The following is a 13,701-nucleotide window of genomic DNA, read 5'->3' as shown; positions in this document are numbered from 1 at the left end:
CGTCTCATCCGCCGGACGGATGTAACGACCGCCCCCCACAAGGGGCTACGCTCCGGCTCGTGGCTGAGATCCAGATTCCCGCTGACATCAAGCCCGCCGACGGCCGTTTCGGCGCGGGCCCCTCCAAGGTACGGACGGAGGCGCTCGACGCGCTTGCCGCCACCGGCACTTCCCTCATGGGCACGTCCCACCGCCAAGCCCCGGTCAAGAACCTGGTCGGCTCGGTCCGGGACGGCGTGCGCGACCTCTTCTCCCTCCCCGAGGGCTACGAGGTGATCCTGGGCAACGGCGGTTCCACCGCCTTCTGGGACGTCGCGACGCACGGCCTGATTGACAACAAGTCCCAGCACCTGTCCTTCGGCGAGTTCTCGTCGAAGTTCGCGAAGGCGGCCAAGCTCGCCCCGTGGCTGGCCGACCCGACCGTGATCGCCTCGGACCCGGGCACGCACCCGGACCCGAAGGCGGAGGCGGGCGTCGACGTCTACGCGTACACCCACAACGAGACCTCCACCGGTGTCGCGGCCCCGATCAAGCGGGTCGCGGGCGCGGACTCCGGGTCCCTCGTCCTGGTGGACGCCACGTCCGGTGCGGGCGGCCTGCCGGTCGACATCACCGAGACCGACGTCTACTACTTCGCCCCGCAGAAGTCCTTCGCGGCGGACGGCGGCCTGTGGCTGGCGGCGTTCTCCCCGGCCGCCCTGGAGCGCGCGGCGCGCATCCACGCGTCGGGCCGTCACGTCCCGGAGTTCTTCTCGCTCCCGACGGCGATCGACAACTCGCTGAAGAACCAGACGTACAACACCCCGGCTCTCTCCACGCTGTTCCTGCTCAACGAGCAGCTGACCTGGCTGAACAAGCAGGGCGGCCTGGACTGGGCGGTGAAGCGCACGGGCGCCTCGTCGAACGCGCTCTACTCCTGGGCGGAGACGTCGAAGCACGCGACGCCCTTCGTCACCGACCCGGCGAAGCGCTCGCAGGTCATCGGCACGATCGACTTCGCGGACGGCATCGACGCGGCGGCCGTCGCGAAGGCCCTGCGTGCCAACGGGATCGTCGACACGGAGCCGTACCGCAAGCTGGGCCGCAACCAGCTGCGGGTGGCGATGTTCCCGGCGGTCGACCCGGCGGACGTGCAGGCGCTGACGGCGTGCATCGACTACGTCATCGACCAGCTCTGACGCGTTTTCCGTACGGAGTGGAGGGCCCCGGCGCACCCAACGTGCGCACCGGGGCCCTTCGCGTTCACCCGAAGGCCATTGTCGAGGCGAACATCCCCGGCATCAGGAACTCCTTGTAGTCCCCTCCGCCCGGCACCACCATCGCCGCCCCGAAGACGAATCCGTACAGCAGTACGGAGACGATCGGGAAGCCCAACTGCCAGACGATGAGGGAGGGTTGACGCTGGTAGGCGGTCAGACTGCGGCGGGCGACGTTCCATCCGTCGGATACCGCCCAGCCCAGTCGCCCGACAGGGCCCGGGTCCTGCACCTTCAGTTCCACCGCGCTCATGCCGCGACCTCCTCGGCCCGCTCGTTCTCCGAGATCTCCGTACGGTGCCCGGTCAGGCTCAGGAACACGTCGTCCAGGCTCGGCCTGCGCAGCCCGATGTCCTCGACCGCGACCCCCTGGTCCTGCAAGGTCCGCGCCACCTCGGTCAGCGCGGCCACCCGGTCGGCGACCCGCGCATGCACCTTGCGCTCCAACCCCACGCATTCCGGCGACACTTCGGACACTCCCGCGACCACCTTCAGCACCACCGGCAGGTCGGCCGCCTGCTCCACGACGACCTCGATACGGTCCCCGCCGACCTGGCTCTTCAGCCCGTCCGGGGTGTCGTCGGCGATGGCCCGCCCCCGGTCGATGACCGTGATCCGGGAGGCCAGCCGGTCGGCCTCCTCCAGGCACTGGGTGGTCAGCAGTACGGTCGTGCCGCGTTCCACCAACTCCCGGAGGGATGACCAGACTTCGAGGCGCCCGCGCGGGTCGAGCCCGGTCGTCGGCTCGTCCAGGAACAGGACCTCCGGGGCCAGGATCATCGACGCGGCGAGGTCGAGCCGCCGCCGCATGCCTCCGCTGTACGAGCCCGCGTTCTCGTCGGCGGCCTCGACGAGGCCGAACTGTTCGAGAAGCTCCCCGGCCCGCGCCCTGGCCCGGCGCGATCCGAGGTGGAACAGCCGCCCGAACATCTCCAGATTCTGACGCCCGCTCAGGATCTCGTCCACGGCGGCGTACTGCCCGGTCCGCCCGATCCTCGTCCGCACTTGCCTGGCCTGCCGCGCCACGTCGAGCCCGGCGACCTCGGCCCGGCCCCCGTCCAGCGACAGCAGTGTCGCCAGGGCGCGGACCGCCGTGGTCTTCCCCGCTCCGTTCGGCCCGAGCAGGCCGTGCACGGTGCCGCGCCGGACGGTCATGTCGAAGCCGTCGAGGGCCTTCTTCTCGCCGTAGACCTTACGCAGCCCTTCCGCGCGGACCGCGCAGTCGCCTTAACCTTGGTCGATGTCGCTCATGGAACGCCCCTTCCCATCGAACTGGGTACACCGTACTCTAATTCGGGTACGTCGTACCCAGTTTCCGAGAAATAGGGTGACCCCCATGAGCGACACGGACAGCACGAACGGAACGAAGGACCTGGACGAGGGCTTGAGCGAGGGCCCGAACGAGGACCTGGAAGAGATCACGGAAGCCCGCGTCGGCGCGCTGCGCCCCAGCCTCGAACTCCTCTGGGGCACCGACGAGCGCCCCGCCCGAGGCCCCAAGCGGGGCCTCTCCCTGGAGGCGGTCGTCGACGCGGCGGTCCGCCTCGCCGACGCGGAGGGCCTCGACACCCTCTCCATGCGCCGCCTCGCGAGCGAGCTCGGCACCGGGACGATGTCGCTCTACCGGTACGTCCCCGGAAAGACGGAGCTGCTCGACCTGATGCTGGACCGGGTCCAGAGCGATCTGATCGAGGCCCACAACCCCGCCGAGGCAACGGACTGGCAGGGGGCCGTGTCGGCGATCGCGCACGGCACGCTCGAACTGCACCGCAGGCACCCGTGGCTGCTCAAGGTCAACCAGAGCCGCGCCCTGCTGGGCCCGCGCTCGCTGAACACGCTGGAGGCGTCACTGAAGGGCCTGCGCGCCATGACCGGCTTCACCGACCCCGAACTGCTCTCGGTCATCCTCGCGGTGAACAGCTTCGCGGCCGGAACCGCCCGCATGGAGATCGAGGCGACGGAAGCCGTGGACGAGACCGGCCTCGACCACGACTCCTTCTGGGCGGGCCAGCAGCCCTACCTGGAGAGGGCGATGCTGAGCGGGGACTACCCGGCGATGGCCGCCCTCTCCGAGGACACCTTCGACCCCTCCTTCGACCACTTCGCCTTCGGCCTGGAGCGGCTGATCGACGGGTTCGCGGTGCTGGTGGAGCGGCGCGCGGGCAGCTGATCCGGCGCGGGTACGGGCGCGGGTACGGAGCCGCCGCCGTGCGGACCGACGACTGCGTGCCGGTCCGCACGGCGGCGGGGGTGGGGCGGGGTGGGGCTGTTGGCCCCGCACGTTCCTAGCTGTACGAAGAGCAGTAGGCGTACGGGGTGATCTGGAAGGTGGTCGCCGAGGAGTTCATCTGCTGCCAGGAGACCTTCCACGAGTTGGTCGGCAGGTCGGCCTTGCTCTGCCAGAACCAGTTGTCGAGGTTCCCGTCGCTCTGGGTCCGGGCACCGTGCAAGAAGCCGCCGCCCGTCACCTGCGAGCCTGCGGGGCACACGGCGGTGGCCGTGACGTTCTGGCCCCGAGTGGTGGGCAGCATGACCGGAGGGCCCGCCACCTCGGTCACCTTGGGAAGCTTGTTGGGCCCGGGGTCGCCCTTCTCACCCTTGGCTCCGTCAGCCCCGGCAGGACCGGTGGGCCCGGCGGCACCGGTGGGCCCGGCAGGACCGGTGGGTCCAGCAGGACCGGTGGGCCCGGCGGCACCGGTCTCGCCCTTCGCACCGTCCGCACCGGCCGGACCCGTGGCGCCAGCCACGCCGGTGTCACCCTTCTCGCCCTTCTCGCCCTTCACACCGTCCGCACCAGCCGGGCCCGTGGGACCAGCGGCACCGGTGTCACCCTTCGCACCAGCGGGGCCAGCAGGGCCAGCAGGGCCAGCAGGGCCAGCAGGGCCAGCAGCACCGTCCGCGCCCGCAGGCCCGACCGGCCCGGTCTCACCCTTCACACCGTCCGCACCAGCAGGCCCAACCACACCGGTGTCACCCTTCGCACCGGCAGGACCAGCAGGGCCGGTCTCGCCTTTCACACCGTCCGCACCAGCAGGGCCGACGGGGCCAGCGCGGCCATCCGCGCCCGCAGGCCCGGCCGCGCCGGTGTCACCCTTCTCGCCAGCGGCACCCGTCTCACCCTTCGCACCAGCAGGGCCAGCAGCACCCGCAGGCCCGACCGGTCCGGTCTCACCCTTCACACCGTCCGCACCAGCAGGACCCGTCGGACCAGCCGCGCCGGTGTCACCCTTCTCGCCAGCGGGGCCAGCGGGGCCGTCCGCACCCACAGGCCCGGCCGGGCCCGCCGGGCCTGCGGGGCCGCTCGCACCGTCGGCTCCGGTGTCACCCTTCTCGCCCTTCGGGCCCGCCGCACCAGCGGCCCCCTCCGCACCCTGGGGGCCAGCCGGACCGGCCGGACCCGCAGGACCCTCGGGGCCCACGTCACCCTTCCGAGCGGAAGCACCGGGCTCTCCCCGCTCACCCTTGTCGCCCTTCGGGCCGACCGGGCCGACCGGGCCGACCGGGCCGGTGTCCCCCCTCGGGCCCACGGGTCCCGGCTCGCCCCTGTCCCCCTTGTCGCCCTTCTGGCCCTTGCCCCCCTCGTCGTCCTTCGGGCACCACGGCACGTACGCCAGGTTCGTCACGTACCGCGCGCTCATCCACCCGGTCCTGTCGTACAGCCGGTACCAGATCGAGTTGCCCGCGACGTTCTGACCACGCACCTTGCACTTCAGGTTCACGCGCGCACCCGGCCGGTACTCGCCGATGCGCGGCGGTACCGCAGCCGGTTTCGTCCGGACGAACTGGCCGATCCGGGAAGTGACCTTGCCCGGCACGGGCCGCGCCGCCGCGGCGGGCTCCGGGGAAGTGGCGGCGAGATCCGCGAGAGTCGTGGCCTGCGCGACGCCGGGGGCCACCAGCGCCGCAGAGACGCCGAGTGTCACCACCCCGGCACCCAGGCGGCGGGCGGCGTCCGACCGGAAAGTTGACGATGCTGACACTGGCGTCCCTTTTCTGATGTTGCGTCAGATGGCAGGGCCAGTGTGGAGTGACCGATCTTCGGACAATCATCCGGCGCGCTGGCATGCACCCAAGTGGCCGATCACCCACAGTCCGCCACGAACCGGCACCCGCGCTGACCGGAGCCACCAGGCCGAAGGCCCGCTCTCCGCGTCCTCGCCTCCCGCCACCGCCTACCTCTTCCGGCGGAACCCCAGCCACGCCAGCACCGCCACCCCCGCAAGCCCCAGCACCAGCACGCCCTTCCCCGACAGCCCCGTGTCCTCCGGTGAACCGGACCCACCGGACCCACCGGAGCCGGAGCCCGAGCCCGAGCCCGACGGGGACTCGGAGGTCCCGCCTCCGGGAGTGGCCCCCTCGCCCTCCTCCACCGCCAGCGCGAACACCTCGCTCTGCTCCCCCTCCGCCCCGAACAGCATCGTCCTCCCGTCCGGCGTGAACGTCACCGACTCCGCCTGCCCCCGGTAGCCGATGCCGAGCCCCTTCCCCTCCCCCATCTGGGGCCACGCGAAGCTCTCCGCCCCCAGATACGACCGCAGCACCAGCCGCTTCCCGTCCGGCGAGAACGCCCCGTCCGTCACCCACGGAATCCCGTGCACCTTCCGGAACACGTTCGTCCGCCCGGAGTCCAGCTTCGAAGGCCCCTCGTAGAGCCCCGCCCCGTCCTCCTCCTTGGACCCGATGTACACCCGCCCCGTCTTCGGATGGACCATCATCGCCTCCGCGTTCCGCGCCCCGTCCGCGTACTTCACGTCGTACTGAGTGGCCCGTACGGTCTGGTCCTTCAGCTCCTTCGGCTCGGGAAACCGGTAGATCCACACGTGGTCCCACGACCCGCCCAGGTTGTCCCCGATGTCCCCCACGTACACGTCACCGTCCGGGCCGACCGAGATCGCCTCCATGTCACGGGGCTTCCCGACCCCCTTCATCGTGATCCGCGCGACGGTCTCCCCGGTCCTGGAATCCACCGCGTACACGTACGGCCCGTCCTGGTCGTTGTGCGTCCAGTACACGCCGGGGTGCGCGCGGCTGGCCGCGAGCCCGCTCGACTCCGTGATCCGGGGGTCCTTGATCGTGAACCCCCCGTCGTCCGCGACGGCCACCGCCGGGGACACGAGGGCCAGCCCCAGAGCGGCGACCGCGACTACACACGTACGAGAAGAGCGCATGCACCCAAGTGTTCAGCATCACGATGCAGCCCCCGCGTCCCATCCCCGAAGATGATCGGATGCACAGCTTCCTCTTCGTCGGTGACTCCATGACCATCGGCTGTCCCGGCGACTACACCTGGCGCTACCGCATGTGGCAGCACCTGGAAGCGACGACGCCCGGGGAGTACGAGATCGTCGGCCCCCGCACCACCCTGTACGACCCGGCCACGGCCGCCCCCACCTCGCACGCGTACGCCGCCGAGGACTTCACCGCCCGCCGCCACCTCGCGGGCTGGGGCGAGGGCTGGCTGCACATGGCCCCGGCGATCCGCTCCACGGTCCTGGAGACCGGCGCGGACACCCTCCTGGTCTCCCTCGGCCTGATCGACCTCGGCTTCTACACGAACGCCGAACAGACCGCCGCCAACCTCGACCTCTTCCTCACCGAGGCCCGCGCCGCGAACCCCCGCATCCGCGTCGCCGTCCACCCGGTCATCCCCAACGTCCGCGCCGAGCGCGACGCCCCCTTCGCCGCCCAGTGCGCCCGCTTCAACGAACTCCTCGCCACGACGGTCGCCGACCGGGGCTCCGCCGCCTCACCCCTCCTGCTGGCCACGCCCCATCCCACGTACGACATCCACACAGACACGTACGACGGCACGCACCCGGGCCCGACCGGCGAACACAAGCTCGCCGCGGCCTTCGCCGACGCGATGCACCAGGCGTGGGGCGTCGGTGCCGCATACTCCCTGAATCATGAATTCGCGTAAGCCGCAGAAGGCCACGGGCTCCTCGGGGCCCACCCCCGCCCCACCCGAGATCACGTACACCAACTGCCGCCGCTGCGGCACGGAGATAGCGGGCCTCGACGGCCGTTACGCGTGCGGCGTCTGCGGCTGGACGAACCACTACTCGGAGGGGTACCACACCCTGCCCACCGCCCAGGACGACCCGGACTGGACCGGGCCCAACTGCCGCTGATCCAGGCGCTGTTCGCTGCGCCTGCGCGTGGGCATGCGCGTGGGCATGCGTGCGCCGGGGCGGGGAAGCCGAACTCCCCGCCCCGGACGCCGCTCAGCGCCTCACGGCCCTCAGTTGTAGTGCGGCAGGATCTCCGCCGAGCCGCCCGAGCCGCCCGACAGCCCCGGCCGCGTCGTCATGCCGCCACCCGACTCCGGGGGCACCCCCGCCGACTCGCGCGGGTCCGGCCGTGCGGGCACACCGCTCGTCACGGGAGCCGAGGGAGGGGCCGCACTGCTGGTCTCCGGCGCGGGAGGCGGTGCCGCACTGCTCGACACGGGTGCCGAGGGCTGCGGCTTCCCGGACTCGGGCGGCGATCCCGGCACACTGCTCGACGCGGGCGCGGAGGGACGCGTCGTACTGCTCTCCGAGTGCGTCGGCAGCGCCGACGACGGAGCGGACCCAGGGGTCGACGGGGCCCCTGAAGGACACAGCCACGAGCCGTCCCCGTCACCCTCTGCCGCAGCCTGACCCGCCGCGCGGGCCCGGTCCCCAGCGGGTTCCGAAGGTACGTCCGTCGCGCCGCCGGAATCCGGCACGGGCGGAGGCGTCGTCCCACCCTCCGACTCCGGGGGCTCGGGGGCACTGCTCGACGCAGGAGGCTCGGGCGCACTGCTCGAAGCAGGAGGCTCCGGCGGACTGCTCGACGCAGGGGGCTCGGGGGCACTGCTCGACGCAGGGGGCTCGGGGGCACTGCTCGATGCCGGAGGCTCGGGCGGGCTGCTCGACACCGGCGGCTCCGGTGCACTGCTCGACACCGGCGCGGACGGCGGCGTCGACGACGGCTCCGCCCCAGGAGCCGACGGCGGCGCCGATGACGACGGCCCGCCGGGGCCGCACAACCCCAGATAGGTGCCCACGCCCTCCGAAGCGGACGCGTTGACGACCACCACCCCCGCCGACCCGGCGGCCAACACAACGGCTAACGCCGTGGTGACGATTCTTGCCTTCATGGAGCCCTCTTCCGTGCTTCGCCCGAAACGGGTTCAAGATCGCATCAGCCCCATATTGGCGAACCCCGCTAACACTCCACTAACGCCCAACACACCCACCCCACACGCCACTTCACATCCACCCGCCAGCCACTTTCCCCCCACCTCTCCTCACTTCACCTCAGCCGCCCCGCCAACCACGGCGAGAGCAGATTCGACGGCACCATCTCCTTGTACGTCTCGTCCCCCGGCAGCGGTACGACGAGGAAGTAACCGGGCGGGAGGAGGCGGCCCTTCACATACGCCAGCCCCCCGTACACCGACCGCAGGAACGCGGGCACCGAGTCGCGCGGCACGTCCGGCACGTCCACCCCGTCGACCACGAACCTCGCGTCCCCGTCCGCGTACAACTGCACGGCCACCACGGGCGACCCGCTCAGCTCGACGAACGCGTCGTGCGGCAGCGCGCCGCCCGCGTCCGTCACCGCGAAGACACCCGCGCCGGTGCGCCGCGTCACCTGGTCGGTCCCGATGTCGTCCGTCACCTTCACCTCCCGCCCGTACTGGCGCGCGACCTCACGGATCGCGGCGACGGCGGATTCGGTCGACGGCAGCTTTTCCTGTCCCATCCCTTGATCATCGCGCAGGGCCGTCCGGGTGGCACCCCGGGCCCCGGCCCGTGTGCGGCATGACCTGCGGCCCTCACCGCCCTGCCACCACCAAGGCCCTCGCGTCCCACGCGCCGGGGACGATCGCGCCCCGCGTCCGCACCCCACGTCTACGCACTGACCTGCACATTCATGGCCCGGTTGGCAGCCCGCACCCCCCAGGTGTCAGGATTGCCCCCATGACGATCCAGACGTACTTCGACATCACGATCAACGACGAGCCCGCGGGCCGCATCACCTTCAACCTCTTCGAGGACGTCGTCCCGAAGACGGCCGAGAACTTCCGCGCCCTCTGCACGGGCGAGCAGGGCTTCGGCTACGCCGGATCCTCCTTCCACCGCGTGATCCCGGAGTTCATGCTCCAGGGCGGCGACTTCACGCGCGGTGACGGCACCGGCGGCAAGTCGATCTACGGCGAGAAGTTCGCGGACGAGAACTTCCAGCTGAAGCACACCAAGCCGGGTCTGCTCTCGATGGCCAACGCGGGCAAGAACACGAACGGCTCGCAGTTCTTCATCACCACGATCGTGACCGGCTGGCTCGACGGCAAGCACGTCGTGTTCGGTGAGGTCGCGGACGAGGAGAGCATGAAGCTCGTCAAGAAGATCGAGTCGCTCGGCTCGCAGTCGGGTCGCACCTCGGCGAAGATCACGATCGCCTCTTCCGGCCAGCTCTGACCGGCGGCCGCCTCGGCGGCCTCCGCACGGGTTCCCCGACGGCCCGGCGTCTCCCCGACGCCGGGCCGTCGCCCCCTCCCCGGAAGCCCCGGAAGCCCCGGAAGCAGGGAGCAAGTCCGCTACCCCACAAGGCGGTTGGCGAAGGTGGACAGGGTGTACGTACCGATCCCGAGGACGACTTCGAGGGCGTTGCGCCGCGTGTACCCGTGCGCGTAAAACGCTTCGAGCCGGGCGTCGTCGACCTCCCCGCGCCCGTCCAGCACGGCACACGTGAAGACGCGTACGGCTTCCAACTCGGCGGATTCCAAAGGGCGTTGCTCCGCGAGCGCCGCGACGAGCGACTTCCCCGCCCCCAACTTCTCCAGTTTCCCCGCATGCATTCGCACGCACAGCCCGCACTCGTTGCGCGCGGCGACCGTCATGATGACGACCTCCCGCGCCACCGGCTCCAGCGTCACGCTCTCGAACAGCGCGCTCATCCGCAGGAACCCGTTCAGCAGCTCGGGCGACTCGGCCTGCTTCGCGGCCGGGGGCGGCACGGAGCCGAGGTTCTTGGCGATGCCCTCAAGGGCCCGGACGGAACCGGCGGGGGCCGTCTCGACGGTGTGCTCGGCGAAGGGTTCGGTGAAGGGCACGGGCGACTCCTCAGTCGTACGTCGCAGAACCTAGAATGGACAACATGGTTGACGACAAGAAGGTAAACCAGGTTGTCGAACAGGGCAAGGGGATCCCGCACGCCGAAGGGGCCGACACCCCCGGCTGGGAGCTGCCCTTCCTCCTCCTCGCCGGTTTCCGCTCCCTGATCGACCGCCTGCACACCGAACTCGCCGCCCAGGGCCACCCCGACGCCCGCCCCGCCCACGGCTTCGCCATGCAGGCGATCGGCCAGGACGGGGCCACCGCCAGCGAACTCGGGCGTCGGCTCGGCATCTCCAAGCAGGCCGCGGGCAAGACCGCCGACCGCCTCACCGCCCTCGGTTACGTCAGTACCGCCCCCGACCCCACCGACGCCCGCCGCAAGCTCCTGCGCCTCACGCCGCACGGCCTCGACGCCCTGAACCGTTCGGCGGCGATCTTCGAGTCGCTGCGCGCCGAGTGGGCGGAGTCCGTCGGGCCCGGCCGCGTACATGATCTGGAGGCCGCGCTCCGTACGGTCGTCCCCGCGTCGGACCGGTACCGGCTGGACGCGGCGGGGTGGCTGGGCGGGTAGACCGGTACGGGACCCCGCACACCGGCGGCCTGGTCCCCGGGGGCCATTGGCCCTAGTCCCCAGGTCCCCTTGCGTCGAGTGCGCTCGAAGGCGTTGGCTTGGGCGGCATGAAGTACACACAGCTCGGACGCACCGGACTCAAGGTCAGCCGTCTCGTCCTCGGCACGATGAACTTCGGACCGCAGACCGACGAGGCCGACAGCCACACGATCATGGACGCCGCCCTCGGCGCGGGCGTCAACTTCTTCGACACCGCGAACGCGTACGGGTGGGGGAACAACAAGGGCCGCACCGAGGAGATCATCGGGTCCTGGTTCGCCCAGGGCGGCGGGCGGCGCGACAAGGTCGTCCTCGGGACGAAGGTGTACGCCAACATGGCGGGCGACGGCGAGGCCCCGTGGCCCAACCACGACAAGCTCTCGGCGGTCAACATCCGCCGCTCCGTCGAGGCCAGCCTGCGGCGGCTGGGGACGGACTACATCGACGTCTACCAGTTCCACCACATCGACCGGTCGACCCCCTTCGAGGAGATCTGGCAGGCCGTGGACGTGCTCGTGCGGCAGGGGAAGATCCTGTACGCCGGGTCGTCGAACTTCGCGGGCTGGCACATCGCGCAGGCGAACGAGACCGCGCGGCGGCTCGGGTCGTACGGTCTGGTGAGTGAGCAGTGCCTGTACAACCTCGCCGAACGGCGTGCCGAGATGGAGGTCGTCCCGGCGGCCCGGCAGTACGGGCTCGGGGTCATCCCTTGGTCCCCGCTGCACGGCGGGCTGCTCGGCGGCGCGCTGCGCAAGGAGCGCGAAGGCGGAGGCTCGCGCACCGCTTCGGGGCGGGCCGCGGAGGAGCTGGCGAAGCCGGAGGTGCGGGCGCGCGTCCAGGCGTACGAGGACCTGCTCGGCAAGCACGGCATCGAGCCCGGCGAGGCGGCGCTGGCCTGGCTGCTGACGCGGCCCGGCGTCACCGGACCGATCGTCGGCCCGCGCACCGCCGACCAGCTCGCGTCCGCGCTGCGGGCGGTCGAGCTGGAGCTTTCGGGGGAGGTGCTGGGGTCCCTGGACGAGATCTTCCCGGGGCCGGGGGCCTCGCCGGAGGCGTTCGCCTGGTGAGAGCTGTCTCGGGCCTGTCCGGCGGACAGGCCCTAGTTCCCGACGACGGACGCCGCCGCGATGACGACGAACAGGAGGACCAGGACACCGGCCATGATCTGGTTGCGGATTTTGGGATTCACGTATCGAGCGTAACCGGCGGGGCGGGTGGGGACGCTCACCGCCCCAGGGGCCACGCGTCGACGGTCTCGTAGCGCGGGCTCGTGTGCGGGTTGCTGCGTACGAGGGTGAGCTCGGACACCGTCCAGGGCGTGCCGGTGAAGGGGGCGAGGGCGGCGAGGTACGGGCCGAGGTCCGGATCTCCCGCCCTCGCCTCCTCGCGTCGGCTCCGGGTACGGGCGAGGGTCAGGTGCGGGCGGAACGGCAGACCGGTGTCGGGCTCGACCCCGGCCTCCCGGGCGGCGTCCCCGGCGGCCCGGGCCAGGCGGTGCAGCTTCGCCGTCTCCCCGGCGGCTCCGGCCCACAGGGCGCGGCCCGAGAAGTGGCCGCCGCCCCGGAGGGCGAGGGAGAAGGGCGCGGAGTCCTGGGCGGCGTACGCGAGGGCGCGGCCCAGCGGGGGGATCAGGTCCTCCTCGACCTCGCCGAGGAAGGCGAGGGTGAGGTGCCAGCCGGGACGGCCGGTCCAGTGGAGGGCCCCGCCCCCCGGCAGCTCTGCCAACCGGTCGACGGCCGCGCCGAGTTGGGCGAGGGCTTCGGGCGGCGGGAGGACGGCGGCGAAGAGTCTCATACGGCCATTCTGACCGGCCGTGGTGGAGGGGTGGGCCGCACAGGGCTTGGCTGCGGGTGCCCTCCGCGTGCCCTCTACCGCTCCCCGGCCGCGCTCTCGATCGCCGCGAGCATGAGGTCCAGGGCGCCCTCGAACGCCGAGCCCGCCATCACCGGCAGGTACTCCCGTACCGCGTGGAGATGCGGGTACTCCTCCCGCGAGACCTCCGCGTACGCCGACTTCCACGCCCCCGCGTCCGCCTCCTGCTGTTCCGGCCGCAGGCCCTGGGAGGCCGCGTCCAGGGCCGCATGGCCCAGCACCGTGTCCACGAACGCGTGGTAGTACCGCACCGCCCTCTCCTCGTCGAAGCCCGCCGCGAGCAGCAGGCCGACGCCCGTGTCGATGGCGCGCTGCTCGTTGGGGAGGCGGGTGACGCGGAAGCCGGACAGCAGGGCCGCGCGCGGGTGGCGCTGGGCCGAGTGGTACGCCCGTATGCCGAACTCCCGCAGTGAGGCACGCCAGTTGGCGGGGTCCGGGTCGGTGCTCAGGCCCGACATCGTCTCGCCGATCAGGCGGTCGCCGAGCGCCAGGTGCAGGTCCTCCATCGAGCGGAAGTACCGGTAGACCGCGCTCGGGTCGGCGCCCAGCGCCCGGCCCAGTCTGCGCATGGTGAGCGCTTCGGCCCCATGCTCCTCGACCAGCGCGAGCGCCTTCTCGACGATCGACTCCGCGGACAGCACCGCCCCGGACCGCGTCGGCCTGCGCCGCTTGCGCTCGGCGGGGATGCGCGTTGTGCCGTCGCCGTCGCTCGTCGCCACCACCGGGGCCACCCCTCCCTCGCCGTACACCTTCTCGCCGTACACCTTCTCGCCGTACATCCTGCGCGCGCCAGTTAACCATCGCGTTACGACAACACCATTGACATAACTCTGACGGCGGCTGTTTCATCGGCGCACACCACCCATACGCCCCGTAC

At 71.5% G+C, this 13,701-nt stretch carries 20 protein-coding genes and 1 pseudogene; 9 read left to right on the top strand and 12 right to left on the bottom strand.

Translation table 11 applies throughout. The features are described 5' to 3' along the window. Positions 1 to 59 precede the first annotated feature (59 nt). Positions 60 to 1,178 (top strand): phosphoserine transaminase, encoded by a 1,119-nt coding sequence (gene serC / locus OG897_RS03350; RefSeq protein ID WP_266652736.1) that lies wholly within the window; start codon positions 60 to 62, stop codon positions 1,176 to 1,178. A gap of 73 nt (positions 1,179 to 1,251) precedes the next feature. On the opposite strand, the pseudogene OG897_RS03345 reads toward serC, so the two are convergent. Further along, a pseudogene (locus OG897_RS03345) lies at positions 1,252 to 1,509 on the bottom strand (ABC transporter permease); the annotation flags it as partial. Continuing rightward, a complete protein-coding gene (locus OG897_RS03340; RefSeq protein ID WP_266656526.1) occupies positions 1,506 to 2,456 on the bottom strand; it encodes an ATP-binding cassette domain-containing protein in 951 nt (316 codons plus the stop codon). The pseudogene OG897_RS03345 and the gene OG897_RS03340, both read right to left, overlap by 4 nt. 136 nt (positions 2,457 to 2,592) lie before the next feature. On the opposite strand from OG897_RS03340, the gene OG897_RS03335 reads away from it, so the two are divergent. Continuing rightward, complete coding sequence (locus tag OG897_RS03335; protein ID WP_266652734.1) at positions 2,593 to 3,426, top strand: TetR/AcrR family transcriptional regulator; 834 nt, start codon at positions 2,593 to 2,595, stop codon at positions 3,424 to 3,426. A gap of 115 nt (positions 3,427 to 3,541) precedes the next feature. Here OG897_RS03335 and OG897_RS03330 read toward each other — a convergent pair whose 3' ends face one another. From OG897_RS03330 to OG897_RS03315, 4 genes are all read right to left on the bottom strand, one after another. Continuing rightward, positions 3,542 to 4,003, bottom strand: coding sequence for a hypothetical protein (locus OG897_RS03330; protein ID WP_266652732.1), 462 nt, complete (start codon positions 4,001 to 4,003; stop codon positions 3,542 to 3,544). Between the two features lie 32 nt (positions 4,004 to 4,035). Then, the gene (locus OG897_RS03325; protein ID WP_266652730.1) at positions 4,036 to 4,185 is read right to left on the bottom strand and encodes a hypothetical protein; all 150 of its coding nucleotides are present in this window, start codon (positions 4,183 to 4,185) and stop codon (positions 4,036 to 4,038) included. Positions 4,186 to 4,269: 84 nt separating this feature from the next. Further along, positions 4,270 to 4,428 carry a hypothetical protein gene (locus OG897_RS03320; RefSeq protein ID WP_266652728.1) on the bottom strand — a complete coding sequence of 53 codons (159 nt, stop codon included), beginning with the start codon at positions 4,426 to 4,428 and terminating at the stop codon, positions 4,270 to 4,272. A gap of 3 nt (positions 4,429 to 4,431) precedes the next feature. After that, entirely contained in the window at positions 4,432 to 4,563 is a 132-nt protein-coding gene (locus OG897_RS03315; RefSeq protein ID WP_266652726.1) for a hypothetical protein, read from the bottom strand. 263 nt (positions 4,564 to 4,826) lie between these two features. Between OG897_RS03315 and OG897_RS03310 the strand changes: the two genes are divergently transcribed. Beyond that, positions 4,827 to 4,949 carry a hypothetical protein gene (locus tag OG897_RS03310; RefSeq protein ID WP_266652724.1) on the top strand — a complete coding sequence of 41 codons (123 nt, stop codon included), beginning with the start codon at positions 4,827 to 4,829 and terminating at the stop codon, positions 4,947 to 4,949. 479 nt (positions 4,950 to 5,428) lie between these two features. On the opposite strand, the gene OG897_RS03305 is transcribed toward OG897_RS03310, so the two are convergent. Further along, positions 5,429 to 6,424, bottom strand: a complete 996-nt coding sequence (locus OG897_RS03305) for a WD40 repeat domain-containing protein (RefSeq protein WP_266652722.1) — start codon at positions 6,422 to 6,424, stop codon at positions 5,429 to 5,431. Positions 6,425 to 6,483: 59 nt separating this feature from the next. Here OG897_RS03305 and OG897_RS03300 point away from each other — a divergent pair, with 59 nt between their 5' ends. The 3 genes from OG897_RS03300 (at position 6,484) to OG897_RS03290 (ending at position 7,897) form a co-directional block, all read left to right on the top strand. Then, complete coding sequence (locus OG897_RS03300) at positions 6,484 to 7,176, top strand: GDSL-type esterase/lipase family protein (protein ID WP_323187977.1); 693 nt, start codon at positions 6,484 to 6,486, stop codon at positions 7,174 to 7,176. Continuing rightward, a complete protein-coding gene (locus tag OG897_RS03295; protein ID WP_266652720.1) occupies positions 7,163 to 7,387 on the top strand; it encodes a hypothetical protein in 225 nt (74 codons plus the stop codon). The genes OG897_RS03300 and OG897_RS03295 overlap by 14 nt, the downstream gene beginning before the upstream one ends. Before the next feature lie 177 nt (positions 7,388 to 7,564). Next, a complete protein-coding gene (locus tag OG897_RS03290; RefSeq protein ID WP_266652718.1) occupies positions 7,565 to 7,897 on the top strand; it encodes a hypothetical protein in 333 nt (110 codons plus the stop codon). Here the strand turns inward: OG897_RS03290 and OG897_RS03285 are convergent. Together OG897_RS03285 and OG897_RS03280 are read right to left on the bottom strand one after the other, a co-directional pair. Continuing rightward, entirely contained in the window at positions 7,877 to 8,266 is a 390-nt protein-coding gene (locus OG897_RS03285) for a hypothetical protein (RefSeq protein WP_266652716.1), read from the bottom strand. The genes OG897_RS03290 and OG897_RS03285 overlap by 21 nt on opposite strands. Before the next feature lie 268 nt (positions 8,267 to 8,534). After that, positions 8,535 to 8,987, bottom strand: coding sequence for a hypothetical protein (locus tag OG897_RS03280; RefSeq protein ID WP_266652714.1), 453 nt, complete (start codon positions 8,985 to 8,987; stop codon positions 8,535 to 8,537). A gap of 218 nt (positions 8,988 to 9,205) precedes the next feature. On the opposite strand from OG897_RS03280, the gene OG897_RS03275 reads away from it, so the two are divergent. Then, positions 9,206 to 9,703 carry a peptidylprolyl isomerase gene (locus tag OG897_RS03275; RefSeq protein ID WP_266652712.1) on the top strand — a complete coding sequence of 166 codons (498 nt, stop codon included), beginning with the start codon at positions 9,206 to 9,208 and terminating at the stop codon, positions 9,701 to 9,703. Positions 9,704 to 9,822: 119 nt separating this feature from the next. Here the strand turns inward: OG897_RS03275 and OG897_RS03270 are convergent, their stop codons facing one another. Continuing rightward, the gene (locus tag OG897_RS03270) at positions 9,823 to 10,338 is read right to left on the bottom strand and encodes a carboxymuconolactone decarboxylase family protein (RefSeq protein WP_266652710.1); all 516 of its coding nucleotides are present in this window, start codon (positions 10,336 to 10,338) and stop codon (positions 9,823 to 9,825) included. 35 nt (positions 10,339 to 10,373) lie between these two features. Between OG897_RS03270 and OG897_RS03265 the strand changes: the two genes are divergently transcribed. Together OG897_RS03265 and OG897_RS03260 are read left to right on the top strand one after the other, a co-directional pair. Next, on the top strand, positions 10,374 to 10,913 hold the full coding sequence (locus OG897_RS03265; RefSeq protein ID WP_266652708.1) for a MarR family winged helix-turn-helix transcriptional regulator: 540 nt from the start codon (positions 10,374 to 10,376) through the stop codon (positions 10,911 to 10,913). Between the two features lie 107 nt (positions 10,914 to 11,020). Next, a complete protein-coding gene (locus OG897_RS03260) occupies positions 11,021 to 12,019 on the top strand; it encodes an aldo/keto reductase (RefSeq protein ID WP_266652706.1) in 999 nt (332 codons plus the stop codon). Between the two features lie 157 nt (positions 12,020 to 12,176). Here the strand turns inward: OG897_RS03260 and thpR are convergent, their stop codons facing one another. Together thpR and OG897_RS03250 are read right to left on the bottom strand one after the other, a co-directional pair. Further along, positions 12,177 to 12,746 carry an RNA 2',3'-cyclic phosphodiesterase gene (thpR, locus tag OG897_RS03255; RefSeq protein ID WP_266652704.1) on the bottom strand — a complete coding sequence of 190 codons (570 nt, stop codon included), beginning with the start codon at positions 12,744 to 12,746 and terminating at the stop codon, positions 12,177 to 12,179. 74 nt (positions 12,747 to 12,820) lie between these two features. Next, positions 12,821 to 13,603 (bottom strand): TetR/AcrR family transcriptional regulator, encoded by a 783-nt coding sequence (locus tag OG897_RS03250; protein WP_266652686.1) that lies wholly within the window; start codon positions 13,601 to 13,603, stop codon positions 12,821 to 12,823. Positions 13,604 to 13,701 lie beyond the last annotated feature (98 nt).

Source organism: Streptomyces sp. NBC_00237 (assembly GCF_026342435.1).
Classification (GTDB): Bacteria; Actinomycetota; Actinomycetes; order Streptomycetales; family Streptomycetaceae; genus Streptomyces.
The sequence above is the reverse complement of the archived record's forward strand: the minus strand, read 5'-3'. Positions and strand labels throughout refer to the sequence as shown.